Annotated in this window: 20 protein-coding genes; 2 read left to right on the forward strand and 18 right to left on the reverse strand. The window is 45.1% G+C overall.

What is annotated here, in order from left to right; all coding sequences use genetic code 11:
- Nucleotides 1–442: 442 nt before the first annotated feature.
- The 5 genes from BLT53_RS24105 to BLT53_RS24125 form a co-directional block, all read right to left on the reverse strand.
- Nucleotides 443–1,729: an adenylosuccinate synthase gene (locus BLT53_RS24105; RefSeq protein WP_090239835.1), complete on the reverse strand. Its 1,287-nt coding sequence runs from the start codon at nt 1,727–1,729 to the stop codon at nt 443–445.
- A 308-nt stretch (nt 1,730–2,037) separates the two neighbouring features.
- Complete coding sequence (gene dnaB / locus BLT53_RS24110) at nt 2,038–3,402, reverse strand: replicative DNA helicase (protein WP_090239838.1); 1,365 nt, start codon at nt 3,400–3,402, stop codon at nt 2,038–2,040.
- 98 nt (nt 3,403–3,500) lie between these two features.
- Complete coding sequence (gene rplI / locus BLT53_RS24115) at nt 3,501–3,944, reverse strand: 50S ribosomal protein L9 (protein WP_061973133.1); 444 nt, start codon at nt 3,942–3,944, stop codon at nt 3,501–3,503.
- A complete protein-coding gene (locus tag BLT53_RS24120; RefSeq protein ID WP_090239840.1) occupies nt 3,941–5,914 on the reverse strand; it encodes a DHH family phosphoesterase in 1,974 nt (657 codons plus the stop codon). Before BLT53_RS24120 ends, rplI begins: the two co-directional genes overlap by 4 nt.
- An 11-nt stretch (nt 5,915–5,925) precedes the next feature.
- Nucleotides 5,926–6,870 carry a YybS family protein gene (locus BLT53_RS24125; RefSeq protein WP_090239843.1) on the reverse strand — a complete coding sequence of 315 codons (945 nt, stop codon included), beginning with the start codon at nt 6,868–6,870 and terminating at the stop codon, nt 5,926–5,928.
- A gap of 199 nt (nt 6,871–7,069) precedes the next feature.
- Between BLT53_RS24125 and BLT53_RS24130 the strand changes: the two genes are divergently transcribed.
- The gene (locus tag BLT53_RS24130; RefSeq protein WP_090239845.1) at nt 7,070–7,513 is read left to right on the forward strand and encodes a YtoQ family protein; all 444 of its coding nucleotides are present in this window, start codon (nt 7,070–7,072) and stop codon (nt 7,511–7,513) included.
- A gap of 108 nt (nt 7,514–7,621) precedes the next feature.
- On the opposite strand, the gene rpsR is transcribed toward BLT53_RS24130, so the two are convergent.
- From rpsR to BLT53_RS24165, 7 genes are all read right to left on the reverse strand, one after another.
- On the reverse strand, nt 7,622–7,855 hold the full coding sequence (gene rpsR, locus BLT53_RS24135) for a 30S ribosomal protein S18 (RefSeq protein ID WP_090239848.1): 234 nt from the start codon (nt 7,853–7,855) through the stop codon (nt 7,622–7,624).
- A gap of 62 nt (nt 7,856–7,917) precedes the next feature.
- Nucleotides 7,918–8,421, reverse strand: coding sequence for a single-stranded DNA-binding protein (gene ssb / locus BLT53_RS24140; RefSeq protein WP_090239850.1), 504 nt, complete (start codon nt 8,419–8,421; stop codon nt 7,918–7,920).
- A gap of 27 nt (nt 8,422–8,448) precedes the next feature.
- Entirely contained in the window at nt 8,449–8,736 is a 288-nt protein-coding gene (rpsF, locus tag BLT53_RS24145; protein WP_090239853.1) for a 30S ribosomal protein S6, read from the reverse strand.
- Nucleotides 8,737–8,926: 190 nt separating this feature from the next.
- Complete coding sequence (gene ychF, locus BLT53_RS24150; RefSeq protein ID WP_090239855.1) at nt 8,927–10,024, reverse strand: redox-regulated ATPase YchF; 1,098 nt, start codon at nt 10,022–10,024, stop codon at nt 8,927–8,929.
- Nucleotides 10,015–10,305 carry a hypothetical protein gene (locus BLT53_RS24155; protein ID WP_090239857.1) on the reverse strand — a complete coding sequence of 97 codons (291 nt, stop codon included), beginning with the start codon at nt 10,303–10,305 and terminating at the stop codon, nt 10,015–10,017. Before BLT53_RS24155 ends, ychF begins: the two co-directional genes overlap by 10 nt.
- Before the next feature lie 92 nt (nt 10,306–10,397).
- Complete coding sequence (locus BLT53_RS24160) at nt 10,398–10,595, reverse strand: DUF951 domain-containing protein (RefSeq protein ID WP_090239859.1); 198 nt, start codon at nt 10,593–10,595, stop codon at nt 10,398–10,400.
- Between the two features lie 75 nt (nt 10,596–10,670).
- Nucleotides 10,671–11,552, reverse strand: coding sequence for a mechanosensitive ion channel family protein (locus BLT53_RS24165; RefSeq protein ID WP_486599178.1), 882 nt, complete (start codon nt 11,550–11,552; stop codon nt 10,671–10,673).
- Nucleotides 11,553–11,858: 306 nt separating this feature from the next.
- Here BLT53_RS24165 and yyaC point away from each other — a divergent pair, with 306 nt between their 5' ends.
- The gene (gene yyaC, locus BLT53_RS24170; protein ID WP_090239861.1) at nt 11,859–12,500 is read left to right on the forward strand and encodes a spore protease YyaC; all 642 of its coding nucleotides are present in this window, start codon (nt 11,859–11,861) and stop codon (nt 12,498–12,500) included.
- Between the two features lie 68 nt (nt 12,501–12,568).
- Here yyaC and BLT53_RS24175 read toward each other — a convergent pair whose 3' ends face one another.
- From BLT53_RS24175 to rsmG, 6 genes are all read right to left on the reverse strand, one after another.
- Nucleotides 12,569–13,051, reverse strand: a complete 483-nt coding sequence (locus tag BLT53_RS24175) for a GNAT family N-acetyltransferase (RefSeq protein WP_090239863.1) — start codon at nt 13,049–13,051, stop codon at nt 12,569–12,571.
- 76 nt (nt 13,052–13,127) lie between these two features.
- The gene (locus BLT53_RS24180) at nt 13,128–13,862 is read right to left on the reverse strand and encodes a DUF554 domain-containing protein (RefSeq protein WP_090239866.1); all 735 of its coding nucleotides are present in this window, start codon (nt 13,860–13,862) and stop codon (nt 13,128–13,130) included.
- A 67-nt stretch (nt 13,863–13,929) separates the two neighbouring features.
- Nucleotides 13,930–14,775, reverse strand: coding sequence for a ParB/RepB/Spo0J family partition protein (locus tag BLT53_RS24185; RefSeq protein WP_090239868.1), 846 nt, complete (start codon nt 14,773–14,775; stop codon nt 13,930–13,932).
- Entirely contained in the window at nt 14,756–15,529 is a 774-nt protein-coding gene (locus tag BLT53_RS24190; RefSeq protein WP_090239872.1) for a ParA family protein, read from the reverse strand. Before BLT53_RS24190 ends, BLT53_RS24185 begins: the two co-directional genes overlap by 20 nt.
- A 159-nt stretch (nt 15,530–15,688) precedes the next feature.
- Nucleotides 15,689–16,543 carry a nucleoid occlusion protein gene (noc, locus tag BLT53_RS24195; RefSeq protein ID WP_090239874.1) on the reverse strand — a complete coding sequence of 285 codons (855 nt, stop codon included), beginning with the start codon at nt 16,541–16,543 and terminating at the stop codon, nt 15,689–15,691.
- Between the two features lie 134 nt (nt 16,544–16,677).
- Complete coding sequence (gene rsmG / locus BLT53_RS24200) at nt 16,678–17,394, reverse strand: 16S rRNA (guanine(527)-N(7))-methyltransferase RsmG (RefSeq protein WP_090239876.1); 717 nt, start codon at nt 17,392–17,394, stop codon at nt 16,678–16,680.

Below are 17,394 nucleotides of genomic sequence, written 5' to 3' on the forward strand. Positions count from 1 at the left end.
TGGAAGCTGACGTTGTGTATCCGTCGAGACAACTCGCCGCTCGTTCACGATGGGTTGCTCGTGACTGAGTTAATGGCTCTTGATGCATATTTCTGTCCGTTGGTTCCCTGTCTCTTCCTCTACTAGTGGAAGCTGACGTTGTGCGCCTTTTCGGCTGCAAAGTCGTTTTAACACGACAAGAGTTATCTTATCATCGTTTAATATCATTTGGCAAGCTGTTTTTTAAAAAAAGAGTAGAAAAATGTATTTTTCTTTTTAAAGCAGGGAAGAGGAGGTGAAACCAGAGCTTTGGCTCACTGAATATTGATTTACTGGCCGATTTTCGACTTTTACTATCCAGTTTTGAAAATTTACTGGCCGAACCCGGATAACTGCACCTCATCATAAAAAAAGCCCGGTCTCCGCATCAAAGCGGAGCACCAGGCTCACTCATTTAAATGAATCAAACAAACACGCCTCGGACCATGTTGGTCTGGCTGCGGTCAGGACCAACAGAGAAGATGGTTAGCGGAATACCGGTAAGCTGGGAAACACGCTCTACGTAGTGACGGGCGTTTTCCGGAAGATCGCTCAAGGATTTCGCGCCTGTGATGTCTTCAGTCCAGCCAGGAAGCTCTTCATATACAGGCTCACATTCTGCAAGCACTTTAAGGCTCGCAGGGAACTCGTTAATGACTTCACCTTTGTACTTGTATGCCACACAGATCTTCAATGTCTCGATGCCTGTAAGCACATCGATGGAGTTAAGAGAAAGGTCAGTGATCCCGCTGACACGTCGTGCGTGGCGGACAACCACAGAATCGAACCAGCCGACACGGCGAGGGCGTCCTGTAGTCGTACCGTATTCACGGCCTACTTCACGGATTTGATTTCCGATTTCATCATTCAATTCAGTAGGGAATGGGCCGTCACCAACACGGGTTGTGTAAGCTTTGGATACACCGACAACGTGATGGATCTTGGAAGGTCCCACACCAGAACCGATTGTAACTCCACCAGCGATCGGGTTGGATGAAGTTACGAAAGGATAAGTTCCCTGGTCGATATCAAGCATTACGCCCTGTGCGCCTTCAAACAGAACACGGCGTCCTTCATCAAGAGCATCGTTCAAAACAACGGAAGTGTCACAAACATATTTGGCAATCTGCTGACCATATCCATAGTACTCCTCAAGGATTTCTTCTTTCGTAAATCCTTCAGACTCATAAATCTTTTCAAACAAACGGTTCTTTTCAGCAAGATTGCGCTCAAGCTTCTCCTCGAATACTTCCTTGTCCAAAAGATCCGCAATACGGATGCCGATACGAGCGGCTTTATCCATGTAGGCCGGCCCGATCCCTTTTTTAGTGGTACCGATCTTGTTTTCGCCCTTGCTTTCTTCTTCAAGCACATCAAGACGAAGATGATACGGAAGAATAACATGTGCACGGTTGGAGATTCGAAGATTTTCTGTGTGGATGCCTAGATCATGCAAGTAAGCAAGCTCCTCCACAACCGCTTTAGGATCAACAACCATACCATTTCCAATCACACAAACTTTATCATCATAAAAGATTCCGGACGGGATCAAGTGCAGTTTATATTTTTTACCGTTAAATACAATAGTATGTCCAGCATTGTTACCACCCTGATAACGGGCAACAACTTCTGCTTTTTCAGAAAGATAGTCGGTAATTTTCCCTTTACCTTCATCTCCCCATTGTGTTCCGACAACGACTACGGATGACATTACGCCAGCACCTCCAAATAATCTTAAAAAACGCTTTAATTTGCTAGTAACTTAAAAATCCATGATTAGTTTATCAATGATGTAGGCAAAAGTCAATAAAACACGAACATTTTAAAATATTTACAGTTAAGCCGTTCGGTTTTGCGTATGAAAGAGCAAAAAGGAGGGAGGCTGGCAGCCATTTATCCGCCATTTTGGAGAAAACACACGTCAAAACCCCACTATGGCAAACTAGCCCCGCACAAATCACCCAGGCAAATGAAAAAACAGACACCCTCCTACTTGAGAGTGCCTGTTTATCATCAATTTTATGCGCCGGGCGGCATACTGCTTTCGTCATGCCGGCGGTCGAGATTGACGAATTTGTTGTATTCTTTGACAAACGCGAGCTCAACCGTGCCGGTCGGGCCGTTACGCTGTTTGGCAATAATGATCTCGATAATATTCTTGCTTTCGGATTCTTTGTCGTAATAGTCGTCACGGTACAGGAACGCCACGATATCGGCATCCTGCTCGATGCTTCCGGATTCACGGATATCCGACATCATCGGACGCTTGTCCTGACGGGATTCCACACCACGGGAAAGCTGTGACAGGGCGATGACTGGCACCTGCAGCTCACGGGCGAGTGCTTTAAGGGAACGGGAGATCTCGGATACTTCCTGTTGACGGTTTTCTCCGGGCTTACCGTTCCCCTGAATGAGCTGCAAATAATCAATCAGGATCATGCCAAGGCCTTTTTCCTGCTTAAGGCGGCGGCATTTGGAACGGATATCCCCGATGCGGACACCAGGGGTATCATCAATGAAAATTCCCGCTGCAGACAGGCTTCCCATAGCCATCGTCAGCTTCTGCCAGTCTTCAGGGATCAAGGAGCCTGTACGAAGCCGCTGGGCATCAATATTGCCTTCCGCACAAAGCATACGCATGACAAGCTGTTCGGCACCCATCTCCAGCGAGAAGATGGCGACATTTTCTTCTGTTTTGGTTGCGACGTTTTGCGCGATATTCAGGGCAAACGCCGTTTTACCCACGGAGGGACGGGCGGCAACGATAATCAGGTCATTTCGCTGAAACCCTGCCGTCATCCGGTCGAGGTCCGAGAAACCGGTGGGAATGCCCGTAATATCCCCTTTACGGTTATGCAGCTGCTCGATATTGTCATAGGCAGCTACCAATACATCTTTTATAGAAATGAAGGCACCGCCGTTTTTACGGTTGGCTACCTCCAGAATTGTCTTTTCTGCTTCATTCAAGACCGCTTCTACCTCTTCTTCACGGGCATAGCCGTTGGCCGCAATTTCGGTCGCTGCACGAATCAAACGGCGAAGAAGGGATTTTTCTTCCACGATCTGACTGTAGTAATCAATATTGGCCGCGGTCGGTGAGCTGCTCGCCAGGTCACTTAAATACGAGACACCGCCGATTTCTTCAAGAAGCTTCCGGTCGGCCAGATCGGCTGTAACCGTAACAAGGTCGACAGGTTCTCCTTTTTCCGATAATTCAAGCATCACCTGATAAATACGCTGATGGGAGGCCCGGTAAAAATCCTCCGGGATCAAAATTTCCGAAGCGGTAACCAATGCTTCCGGCTCCAGGAAAATAGCGCCCAGGACCGCTTGTTCAGCCTCTATGTTCTGTGGTGGGATGCGATCAACAAAAAGATCACTCATCATTCTTCCTCCTGGTAAGATCATTTGCCATTTTTGGCAAGAAGACCCTGATTACAGAAGAATGAGACCGGTCAGTTCCGGTCCCATTGGCTTTCTGTTTATGCTTCAACTACGTGTACTTTAATCGTTCCTGTTACTTCAGGGTGAAGTTTTACAGGTACGTTGGTATATCCCAACGCTTTAATGGGATTGGAAAGGTCAATTTTTCGCTTGTCAATGGTGACATTCAATTTCTTCAAACCGTCTGCGATCTGTTTGCTCGTTACCGATCCGAACACACGGCCGCCTTCACCGGCTTTGGTTTTGATTTCTACTTCCATTTTCTCAAGCTTTTCTTTAAGCTGCTTGGCATCTTCCAAAGCGGCCGCTGCTTTTTTCTCTTCGCTTTTCTTTTGGCCTTCTACCACAGAAAGGGCACCTTTGGTAGCTTCAGTAGCAAGATTGTTTGGCAATAAGTAGTTGCGGGCATACCCTTCGGATACGTTTTTAATTTCCCCTTTTTTACCTTTTCCTTTTACATCCTGAAGAAAGACTACTTTCATTCTTCTTCTCCCCCTTCGAAGTATTCATCGATGGCCGCTTTTAATTTGGTCTCTGCGCCATCAAGTGTCTCATTTTCAAGCTGGCATGCGGCATTGGTCAGATGGCCGCCGCCGCCAAGCTGTTCCATAATCATCTGGACATTCACTTCCCCGAGCGAACGGCCGCTGATGCTGATTTTTTGGTCGTGGCGCTTGGCGATAACAAACGAAGCCGTCACATCGTTCATCGACAGTAAAATATCAGCTGCCTGTGCAATCAATACCTGGCCGCATTCGTCGCCAGGCTCTGCTTTGGAAATCACAACGCCACTCTTATAGGCTTTTGCATTTTCGATGAGTTTTGACCGGGTTTTATAGGTTTGAAGGTCTTCCTTCAAGAACCGCTGAACGAGGATGGTATCCGCGCCGTGAGCCCTTAAATAGGAGGCTGCATCAAACGTCCGGGAGCCGGTCCTGAGCGTAAAGCTTTTCGTATCCACAATAATCCCTGCGAGCAGGGCTGTCGCTTCAAGCATACGCATTTTAAGCCGCTTCGGCTGATATTCCAAAAGCTCAGTTACAAGCTCGGCGGTTGAAGAAGCATAAGGTTCCATATAAACAAGAACCGGATCTGCGATAAACTCTTCACCACGCCGGTGATGGTCAATCACCACCACATGGTCGAGCTTCGACAGCAGGCGTTCTTCCATCACCATGGACGGCTTATGGGTATCCACGACGACTAGGAGAGTACCGGCTGTAGAAATTTCAAGCGCTTCTTCCGGGGTAATAAAATGCTTCCAGAGAGAATCTGTTCCCTTGATTTCATTCATCAGCCGCTCTACACCGGTATCCAGATCAGAGGTATCTAGGACGATATACCCTTCCTTCCCGTTAACCTGTGCAACTTTTAAAATTCCCATGGCAGATCCCATGGAATCCATATCGGGGCTTTTGTGCCCCATAATGATCACTTTGTCGCTGTCGAGGACAAGTTCACTTAACGCATGGGAAATAACCCGGGCTCTTACCCTTGTACGTTTCTCCACTGGATTGGTTTTTCCGCCGTAGAAGCGCACTTTTCCGTTTTGCTGTTTGATCGCCACCTGGTCGCCACCGCGGCCGAGCGCAAGATCAAGACTCGATTGGGCCAGCTGGCCGAGCTCAGGCAGCTCGAGCGGACCGGATGCCACCCCCACACTCAACGTGAGGGCGACATTTTCTTTTGAGGTGGCTTCTCTTACTTCATCCAGCAGTGCGAACTTATTTTTTTCAAGCTCATGTAAAATGCGTTTGTTGAAAACGGCTAAAAAACGCTCGGAAGAAGTGCGTTTTAAAAAAATTCCATGGTCGGTTGCCCATTTGTTCAGAATTGAAATAACTTTGGAGTTAATTCTCGAACGGAACTGGTCATCAAGCCCTTGTGTAACCTCTTCGTAGTTGTCGAGGTAAATAAGGCCGAGGCAGGTTTGCTCTTCCTCATACTGGTGTTCAACTTCAAGCTGTTCCGTTACATCAAAGAAATAGAGAAGGCGTTCTTCCTTTTTGAAATGCACTTCAAATTTTCTTGATTTTAAATTCACGATTTCTTCTCGTGCATCACTTTTAATAAACGGCACCAGGTCCTCAGATATAAGATTCAGGGAATGGCCGATGAACGCTTCTTCCCCGACCCAGGCTCCCATGAACGGATTGGCCCATTCAATCTTGTAATCATCATCATACAGAATGATTCCGATCGGCATTTCCATCAACGCTTCTTCTCCAACCTTTTTAATGCGGTGGGAAAGCGTGGAAATATAATCGCCGAGGTCCTCCTGGAACGAGTTCTCGGCCCGCATCATCAAATAGAAGATCGCGCCCAAGACTAAAAAACTGACAGCCCCGAGGATCCACTGGTAGGACATGATGATGATCACTAAAAGGACCGATATGACACACAAGGCTATCTGTGGATAACCATGCCACCGTTTTAATAAAAACTTAGGCATACTTTCAGCTCCTACTGTCTGGTATTTATCCGTTTCTTTATTTCAAACCCTAAGTCAATTATACCTAAGAATTTAACGACTTCCATAATAATCGGCAGAATGGAAGAAGTAAATATTACAAACACAGATATAAATACGGGAACGGCCTTGGGCCATCCTTTATTTCTGGCATAGCAAAAGATAACGGTAAGACCCTGTACGACAAGTACAAGAGTCAGTATGATAAATAAATTAATCATAAGGATGTATAATCCAGACCCTTTGTCAGTCTTTATAAAAGATAACAAAAGGGCCAAAATGTAATACCACAAAAATGATTTTGGAAACGACCAGTCGCGGAATGGCGGAAATGGCCGGTAGTCATATCTCATTCTTTTTAGCACAAGGGCAGCAAGCCATTGGGTAATCAGGGTGACTGCAATCGCCCCGATGATAATCGCTGTCGGCAGCATGTACGGAATCATGGCCACCTGCTCCCTCATTTGGTCGAGCTGGGACAAATCCTGGCCGCTTTCTTTATAAAAGCTGGATGCCTGGTCAATGACACTGTTAAACTGGTTTTGAGCATCCTTTACGATATCAAGGTTCAAGAGAAGCTTTGCAAAAACCAGCAGCATCAGAAAATTAAAAACACTGGCAAGACTTCCTCCCAAAAGGACACCAAATGCAGATGTCTTCCTCTTATACAATTCACCCATAATAATCCCCATGAGGCCTGATGAGAACGCATAAATAAGCCCTGCTGTTCCTCCCATCACAAAGGATAATACGAGCGTAACCGCCCATACGAGCAGACCCGGCTTCCACCCGTGCTTATACGAAAACAGGATGATAGGAAGCGGGAGTAAAAAATATGTTAATATGCTGATAATCGGCACATTCAGACTGATTAGCATGAGAATAATGTAAACGCCAGCCATTACAGCTCCGTCTACGATGGTTGATGTTTTCCGCAATTGGTTCACCTCTGGCTTTATTGCCTACGGTCCTTATTGTAGTAAATTATTTGCTGTAAATCCAATGATATTCATTAGCTTTACCCTATCTTGCCAAATCTAACATGCACAACAGTATCTACCTTAACATGATGTCCTTTATAATGGAACTGGGACTAGCCAGCTAGTTTACAAACCAACAGGAAAGAGGAGAGACCGCATGGAGCTTATTGTATATTTGGCAGGACAGATTCATGACGACTGGCGCGAAGAAATTAAATCGCAGGCAAGGGAGCGGGGCCTTCCCATCACCTTTGTCGGACCAATGGAAGACCACGACCGGTCGGATAATATTGGAGAAGAAATCCTTGGCAAACAGCCCAATGCCGTTTTGAAGGACGAGGCCGCCTCGAGCATCAACAATCTCCGCACAGACATCTTGATCAAAAAAGCAGATGCCGTAATCGCCTTGTTCGGTGAAAAATACAAGCAGTGGAACACGGCAATGGATGCCGCAAGAGCCACCGCCCTGCAAAAGCCTTTGATCCTGATTCGCCCCGAGTCACTGCATCATCCGTTAAAGGAGCTTTCCAACAAGGCAAGTCTTGTAGTCGAAACCCCGGATCAGGCAGTCAGAGCACTCTCCTACATCTTTGAATCGTAATAAAGAAAAGCGGCAAAAATCCAGTGGATTTGGCCGCTTTTTTATTTTTTCCGTACAATTAAAAAACACAGCAAAGACTGATCTTTACCGTGCTTTTTAAAACTGAAATTATTCAGATACATATGGTAGCAGCGCCATGAAACGTGCACGTTTGATAGCACGAGTCAATTGACGTTGGTATTTAGCAGATGTTCCTGTCACACGACGAGGAAGAATCTTACCGCGCTCAGATACGAAACGCTTAAGAAGATCCACATCTTTGTAGTCGATGTAAGTGATTTTGTTTACAGTGAAGAAACAAACCTTACGACGCTTTTGGCGTCCACCGCGACGTCCAGCCATGTTTATTTCCCTCCTTCTGGTTGAGTTTTTTTTTATATGTTGTCGTTCAATGTATGTTTGTCTTAGAATGGCAAATCGTCATCAGAGATGTCAATTGGAGTGCCATCGTTGGCAAATGGGTCATCATTAAAGTTACTGCGCTTTTGGTTCTGGTTCTGTTGCTGTCCATAACCGCGGTCACCTGATGGCCCGCCAAAGTTGTTTCCGCCCTGGCTTTGGTACTGTTGCCCTCCGCCCGCATTCGCATTCTTCGGCTCAAGGAACTGGACACTCTCAGCCATAACCTCAGTCACGTATACACGCTGTCCCTGGTTATTGTCATAAGAACGTGTCTGGATGCGTCCATCTACTCCGGCAAGTGAACCCTTCTTCAAGAAGTTGGCCACATTTTCAGCCGGCTTACGCCAGATTACACAATTGATAAAATCTGCTTCGCGTTCACCCTGCTGATTTGTAAATGTACGATTTACTGCCAAAGTAAAGTTTGCAACTGCCACACCGCTTGGGGTATAGCGCAATTCCGGGTCCTTCGTTAAACGTCCAACAAGGATTACACGATTTAGCATTAGAACCTCTCCTTCAACGTTAAAAAATTATCTCTCGTCTGCAATTGTCATGAAACGAAGAACATCTTCGTTGATCTTCATAAGACGGTCGAATTCATTGATCGCTTCTACAGGAGCATTTACGTTCAATAGCGTGTAATATCCATCACGGTAGTCGTTGATTTCATATGCTAGACGCTTTTTACCCATTTCTTTCTCGTTAGCGATTTCCGCACCATTATCAGTAAGGATGGTCTTAGCTCTTTCTTTCACAGCTGTAAGAGCATCCTCTTCAAGATTTGGACGGACGATGTACATGATTTCGTACTTTTTCATTCCGGTCACCTCCTTTTGGTCTAAACGGCCCAATAATAGGGCAAGGAGTAAACTATCAACATTTCAATACAATCGATAATTAACTCACAATAATGAATTATAGCAAATACCCGTACAAAACACAAGGACATTCAAGGATTAATAGAAAAAAGGAAAAGCAAACACGCTTTTCCTTTCAAAAACCACTATATTAAACGTTGAAACGGAAGTGTACGACATCTCCGTCTTTCATTTCATACTCTTTTCCTTCAAGACGCACACGGCCTTTTTCTTTGGCAGCCGCCATGCTGCCGGCGCTCATCAAATCATCATAAGCAACCACTTCGGCACGGATAAACCCACGTTCAAAGTCCGTATGGATAATACCCGCACACTGTGGAGCCTTCATGCCTTTGCGGAACGTCCATGCACGCACTTCCTGTACACCGGCTGTAAAGTATGTTGCGAGCCCAAGAAGAGAATAAGACGCACGAATCAGCTGATCAAGACCTGCTTCCTGAATACCAAGCTCTTCAAGGAACGCACTCTTTTCGTCACCCTCGAGCTCGGCGATTTCCTCTTCGATCTTTGCGCAAATTACGATGACTTCAGCATTTTCGCGGGCAGCATACTCTCTTACTTTCTCCACATGCTCATTTCCGCCCTCCAACAGATCTTCTTCACTGACGTTTGCTGCATAAAGGATCGGTTTCATGGTAAGCAAATGAAGGCCATATACAATCTTATTTTCTTCAGGTGTCAGTTCCACGCTTCTAGCCGGCAGTTCATTCAGCAATGCTTCTTTAATTTTCAAAAGAACGCTATGTTCAGCAACCGCTTCTTTGTCTTTTGACTTCGCCAGTTTTTCAACCCTGGCAATCCGCTTATCCACGGTTTCCATATCTGCAAATATAAGTTCAAGATTGATGACTTCAATATCATCGATCGGATCGACTTTTCCGGAAACGTGCGTGATGTTCTCATCTTCAAAACAACGAACGACCTGAAGAATCGCATCTACCTGGCGGATGTGAGAAAGGAACTTGTTGCCCAAACCTTCCCCTTTGCTTGCGCCTTTAACGATACCGGCGATATCCGTAAATTCAAATGCTGTCGGAACCACTTTTTTAGGCTGAACCATCTCAGTCAGCTTGTGCAGGCGGTCATCCGGCACCTCAACAATCCCCACGTTAGGATCGATCGTACAGAACGGATAGTTTGCAGATTCCGCGCCAGCCTGTGTGATGGCATTAAAAAGCGTCGATTTCCCTACATTGGGAAGACCGACAATTCCAGTTGTTAAAGCCATTTATTCCACTCCTCATTGATTTCAATCATCATATATTTTGTCGTTCCATTACTTGTTAGCACATCTTTCCTCATTATAGGGTGTTGGCAGGCAAAAAACAAGTTATACAGGCGGTTGCGTTCCGTTACAGGATGCTCGCTTTCCCCGGACGGGCGATCAGCCTGCAGTCTCACCTGTCCCGCTAGTCCCGAAGGACAAGGAAAGTTTTCGGCAACGTTACATCGTACGAAGAAAATGTTAATTTCATTTTCGGGGAGTCCCGCACCCTTCACTCCAATCAACTATTACCCGCTTAAATACAAAAAAGCAGAACCAACACTTGAATGCGCCGATTCTGCATTTTGTTCCACGTGGAACACAGGAAGTAATTTTTTTATTCCTGGTTAGATACCAGGACCTTTTTCATTTTCTTCACAAAGTCTCTTCTGGGAATAAGAACACTGTGCTGGCAGCCCATGCATTTAATCCGGATGTCAGCTCCCATGCGGATAATTTTCCAACGGTTGGTGCCGCATGGGTGTGGCTTTTTCATTTCCACTTCATCATTCAAAAAGAACTCTTTTCCTTCCAAGTCCATCACTCCCCAAACGCTCTGCTTTTATATTATTTTATAGAGAAAACCACTTTGGCACAATGGCTTTTATCTTTATTCATGTTCTGCAAGTGTTGTTTTATGATAAGAAACCAGCTTTTGAAAGGGAAGTTCAATGCCTTCCTCATCCAGACGGAGTTTGATGGCTTTCTTCAGTTCTCTTGTTATTTTGAAGTGGGTCATGGGTAGAACTTCAGCTGTCACCCGGATCACGACTTCCGTTGCCCCGACGGACTGAATACCGAGAACTTCCGGCTCTGCGACCATCTCTGGATACTCAACGGTCTTTTGCTTCACAACTTCTTCAATAATATCCTGTGCGCGGTTCACATCTTCCTCATAGGCAATGCTGACATCCACGACAGCAATGCTGTTATTAACGGAAAAGTTCGTCACTTCCGTGATGGACGAGTTCGGGATGATATGAAGCTCACCAGTCCACTGTTTGACTTTCGTCGTCCTCAGCCCGATTTCTTCCACCGTTCCTTCGAATGAGTTGATTCTTACAGTATCCCCTACAGCAAATTGCTGCTCAAATATAATAAAGAAGCCGGTGATAATATCCTTTACCAGGCTCTGAGCGCCAAAACCGATAGCCAGTCCGACCACACCGGCTCCAGCAAGAAGCGCCTTCACATCAATGTTAAATTCGGTCAGCACCATAAGCAGCGCAATAAAATAAATAAGATAGGCTGCCACATTATCGAGAAGCCGGATCAATGTATTCTCACGGCGTTCCGACATCCGCAACGGACTTTTCATCCTGATTTTAAATATATTTGAAATGGCCGCCCTTACGATTTTAACAACGATGGCCGCACCGAATAAAATAAGGACAATCTTCAGCACTTTCATGCCCAGGTTGATCCATAAATCGCCATCACCAACCTGCTTGTATACTTCATCTACCTGCTGGGCTATATTGAGTAGTTCCACTCCGCTCCAACCTCCATATCAATCATAGCTATGCCTTAATGTACCCAATTTCCGCTGAATTTTCAACGATTAACACATCTTTAAACGAACCATGGCTTAGAATCCCGAGGAAGGGGGTATAAAACATTTAACTGAAGGAAACCAAATAGGCATTACGGGACCAGAAGCACAGCCTGCTCCGACTAATACTGAATCCTACTCATTCTGGCGCGTTCCAAAAAATGATGTCAGCTAAGCCCATACTAGATGTATAGTATTGCCAATTAGTCCGTATACTGGTAGTAACATTTTAAAGGAGTGGATTTTATGTTCCTTAAAAGGAAGCTCGTTCCCGATAAACCTTTTCATTATAAAATGCACCATGAGGAAAAAGAGGCTTGTATGCTCATCACAGAAAAAATTGGGAACCTTCTTCCTAATACGCAAACAACTCCAGTGGTTGTGGTTTGCATTGGGACAGATCGTTCCACCGGTGATGCCCTTGGCCCATTGGTGGGTACCAAGCTTCATACCATCAAAGCCTTTCCGTTTCATGTGTACGGGACGTTGGATGATCCGGTACATGCGGTCAACCTGAAAGATAAGCTTAAAATGATTGAACAAAAGCATCCGGATGCTTTTATCATAGGAATTGATGCATGCCTCGGAAAACTCAACCATGTGGGAATGGTCTCTATTGGGGAAGGACCGGTGAAACCAGGTGCCGGTGTTAATAAGGAGCTTCCGCCGGTTGGCGACATGCATTTAACCGGTATAGTGAACGTCAGCGGATTTATGGAATATTTCGTTCTCCAGAACACCCGGCTAAGCGTTGTTATGAAAATGGCGGAACTAATCGCGGATTCTCTGTATTTCGCCTCCATGAGCCAAAGGGTAAAAAAGAACATTACCCCACTGCCCATTAAAGAAGATCTGTATACAATGAATAAAAAGAAGCCGGCCTTTTAAAAAAGTTACACCCTTATATATGTAAACCAAAAACGACCAGACGTCGATCCGGTCGTTTTCATATGCCTTTAAGATTTAACCATGTTGTACCAGCTTACACCGCCGTGCTTGGATTCAGAAATACCATGGTTAACAAATCCCAATTTTTCATAAAAAGAGACTAACTCTGGTTTACATGTTAATGTAATTCCTTCTCTTTCATTCTCTTTCACAAGTTCTTCCATTTTCTCGATTAAAAGTTTCGCAATTCCTTGATTCCTTGCCTGTTTGGAGACTGCCAGTCCTAAAATACTCTGATATCCTCCATTTTTCGGATTCTCTTTGATTTCCTTAAAAAGGTCATCGGTAATGTATGGCTGATTAATAACAGGTCCATTAATATACCCTAGAATTTTTCCCTTCGTCTCTGCCACAATAAAAGTGTCAGCGATTCGCTGAATCCTCTCCAAAAGTGCTTCTTTTGTGGCAGCTTCTTCTCTCGAAAAGCCTTCATTCTCGATAACTAATAGCTGCTCTAAATCAGTAGGTAGAACTTTTCTTAAAAAAATCACCTTATCAATAACTCCTATCCTGATTGATTTAAAAAAACTCTCCCGTCTTCCTCCACAAAAGAGGGCTATCTTTCTTTTAAATGATTCCTCCTGCAAAGGCGGAAAGTTTGTCCCAATAATAGACAATGCATACGATCAATATGGTGAAAAGCAGCGCCGGCAGCAGGTTGGCTACCCGGATGGTGGTGAGGCGGAGAATGTTCAGACCAATCGCAAGGATCATGATTCCGCCAGTCCCGGTAATCTCGATAATGATCTGCTGCATGAGCGCATCCGGAACAAAACGGTCAATCTGGGTGGCAAAAAGGGCAATCAACCCTTGATAGAGCACCACAGGCACAGCAGAGAAGATGACGCCAACTCCGAGTGCGGATGTGAAAAAGATCGCACAAAATCCATCAATCATTGACTTGGTATACAGCACTGCATGATCATGCCGCAGCCCGCTGTCCAGCGCCCCCACAATGGACATGGCCCCGATCATAAATACAAGCGTTGCCGTGACAAACGCATTAGCAATGCCGCTTTTTTCCTTCCCGCCAAGTTTGGCTTCAAGCCAGTGTCCCAATTGTCCAAGCTTTCCTTCCAGATCCAGTTTCTCTCCCAGTACACCCCCCATTGCCAGGCTGGCGATAACGATTAAAAATTGCTTGCTCTTCAAACCCATTCCAATTCCAAGAATAATGACGGCCAGGCCCATCGCCTGCATGATCGTCGTTTTTGTTTTTTCGGGGATGTTTCTCCAAAAAAGTCCCAGCAAGCTCCCGATGATAATAGCCAGGCCATTGACCAGTGTCCCTATTAATGCCACTTTTCCTTCCCGCCTTTACCCATGATGTTTTAAGAGTCCAAAAAGAAAAACCACCGCTTCGATGGTTTTACTGCTTTCCGATCAGATCAAGGATCCGTTCCAAATCTTCATCGGAGAAAAACTCAATTTCTATTTTGCCTTTTCGTTTTGTCCGTTTAATAGAAACTGAAGTGCCAAAATGGTCTCTGAGTGTTGATTCCTTTTCGATGATGAAGACACTTTTATCTTCGCTTTTTTTCTTTGTTTCACGTGGAACGTTAAGATTCACCTGCTGGATCAGCTTTTCAAGCTGGCGGACGTTGAGCTTTTCATTTACGCATTTCTCCACAACAGCCTGCATTTTTGCTTTCTTTTTCAATCCAAGCAGTGCCCGCCCATGACCCATTGAAAGCTCACCCTGGGACATCATCTCCTGGACCGGATCCGGCAACTGAAGCAATCGCACAAAGTTGGCAATGTGCGGTCTGCTTTTGCCCACACGGCTTGCCAGTTCTTCCTGGGTGATTTTCAAATGCTCCATGAGCTTCTGGTAAGCCTGAGCTTCTTCGATGGGATTCAAATCTTCGCGCTGAAGATTTTCAATCAGAGCAATTTCCATCATCTTTTGCTCTGTAAATTCCTTGACGATTACCGGCATCTGCTCCAATCCGGCTTCCTTTGCTGCCCTGAACCGGCGTTCTCCTACCACAATCTCATAGCCTTTAATGCTTTTTCTTGCAATGATCGGCTGCAGAACCCCATGTTCCTTGATGGACTCTGTCAGTTCTGCAATAGCTGATTCATTAAACACTTTCCTCGGTTGATAGGGATTGGGACGCAGTTCGGTTAATTTGATTTCAGAGACCGTATCTTCATTTTCAAAATCCGCGCCCGGAAAAAATGCATTAATTCCTTTACCTAACCCTTTCGCCACTGCCAATCACTTCCTTCGCTAATTCTAAATAAACTTCTGCACCTCTGGATTTAGGGTCGTAAATAATAATCGGTTTTCCATGGCTTGGCGCTTCAGATAGACGAACATTTCGAGGAATAATGGTGGAATAGACTTTATCCTGAAAGTACTTTTTCACTTCTTCAATAACCTGGATTCCCAAGTTGGTTCTGGCATCAAGCATTGTCAGCAGAACACCGTCAATGGTCAAATCCGTATTCAAATGCTTTTGTACGAGGCGGACTGTATTAAGTAACTGGCTCAAACCCTCAAGCGCATAATATTCACATTGGACCGGTATGATAACTCCGTCTGCTGCTGTGAGTGAGTTAATGGTCAATAATCCGAGAGAAGGAGGGCAGTCAATAATGATAAAGTCATACTGGCGTTCAACAGACGAAAGCGCCCGTTTCAGCCTTACCTCCCTGGAAATGGTCGGAACCAGTTCAATTTCAGCACCAGCCAGTTGAATGGTCGACGGCAATATATGTAATCCTTCGCAAATTGTTTCCATAATGATGTCTTTTACTTCTGCATCGTCGACAAGCACGTTATAGATGCATTGATCCACATCGCCTTTATCGACGCCAACACCGCTCGTAGCATTCCCCTGCGGGTCTATATCAACAAGTAAAACCTTTTTGCCGAAATAAGCTAAACATGCTCCGAGGTTCACGGATGTCGTTGTTTTTCCAACCCCACCCTTTTGATTGGCAATTGCAATGGTTTTAGCCACGATGACACCTACCTCAATTCTTTACGAGAGTTCATTTCTTTCATCATATCATGAATTCCTCTTTTTTCTTACGGAAAGTTCATAAAAAAACACAGAAAAATGTTTAGGTTTCACCCACAAAAAAGCTCCTTTCAGGATGGCTGAAAGGAGCTGTAACGGTTACTTTTTCGGTATGCGGATCGTGAATTGATAGAATTCCTCATGGTCCTCTTCTTCTGTATCTATGGTAAGGCCGCTTTGGAGAACCATATCCACGGACTGGCGGACAGTATTGATGGCCAGCCGCGTGTCCTTGCTGTAGGATTTCCTTTTCGCCACAGGTTTCTTTTCCTGGTTTTCTCCCTCAATCAGCTTTTTCACACGTTCTTCCGTCTGTTTGACGTTCAGGTGTTTTTCCAGAATCTCATTCAGGACGGCTTCTTGCTTATCGGGTGATTTAAGGATAATTAGAGCTCTTGCATGGCGTTCGGTGATTTGCTTTTGCAGTAACGCATCCTGGATGGGCTGGGGAAGTTTCAGCAAGCGGAGTTTGTTCGCTACTGTTGACTGTCCTTTTCCAAGCTTCTGTGCCAGACCTTCCTGGGTAAGGCCGTGAATTTCAAGAAGTTTGGCATACGCCATCGCTTCTTCAATCGCTGTCAGTTCTTCCCGCTGCAGATTCTCTATAAGTGCAACAGAAGCCGTCTGACCATCATCAAACTCCTTGATGATCGCCGGTATGGTTTCCCAGCCGAGCTTTTGAACAGCTCGCCACCGGCGTTCTCCTGCAATAATTTCATAGGAACCATTTTCTGATGTCCTGACAACAATCGGCTGGATAATACCGTGCGTTTCAATCGTTTGTGATAATTCTTCAATTCGTTCATCTATAAAAACGGTACGGGGCTGGAATTGGTTCGGGTGAATATCCTTCACCGGGAGCTGCACAATTTCTTCGTTATCGTTTTTCTCTTCAACTTCAGCTGTCTGATTTTTTTCGCCGATGCCGAATAAACGTGAAAAAGGATGTTTCATATGAATGACACCACCTTTTGTTATCTATCTTAGATTTTCGCTCTGCCCATCTGTTTTCCTGCCAGTTTTTGAAAAATTCTTTGGTATGCCGGCGTATGTATGCCAATGTTTCACGTGAAACATTGGCTTGCAGATTATGAAAGAGGACTCTTGTTTGGTGTCCCTGGCTTTCTTGGATATTTTTTTGGTGTGGCTTTTTCTTTATCTATCAGAACGATGAATCTGTCGCTGTTTTCCTCCGGCAGCTTAAAAGAGAATACGTCGTTTACCTTTCCGCCCAATAGCTGGACGGCCTTTTTGCTGTCTTTCATTTCTTCCGGAAGCTGCGCGCCCTTCATCGCAAGAAAATGCCCGCCCTTTTTGGCAAGCGGAAGACACAATTCACTTAAAACAGACATCCTTGCTACGGCACGGGCCAGTACAAGATCATATGCCTCGCGTGTTTCCGGACGGTGTCCGAAGGTCTCTGCCCTGTCATGATAAAGTGACACATCAGTTAATTCGAGCTTTTGTGTTAAGTGCTCCAAGAAAGTAATTCTTTTTTTCAATGAATCGCAGATTGAAAGCTTAATATGGGGAAAACAAATTTTTAGCGGGATGCCCGGAAAACCTGCTCCTGCACCCACATCGCAAACAGAAAACTCCTGATTAAAATCAAAAAAGAAGGCAGCAGACAGTGAATCATAAAAATGCTTGAGGTAAACTTCCTCTTTGTCCGTAATTGCGGTCAGGTTCATTTTCTCGTTCCATTCCACGAGAATGTGAAAATAGGCTTCAAACTGCTGAAGCTGGCGGGAAGAAAGGTGGATTCCTTTCTCCCCTAGTTTTTCTTCAAAGGTTGTTATATCCAT

This window comes from Fictibacillus solisalsi, assembly GCF_900103485.1.
Taxonomy (GTDB): domain Bacteria; phylum Bacillota; class Bacilli; order Bacillales; family Fictibacillaceae; genus Fictibacillus_C; species Fictibacillus_C solisalsi.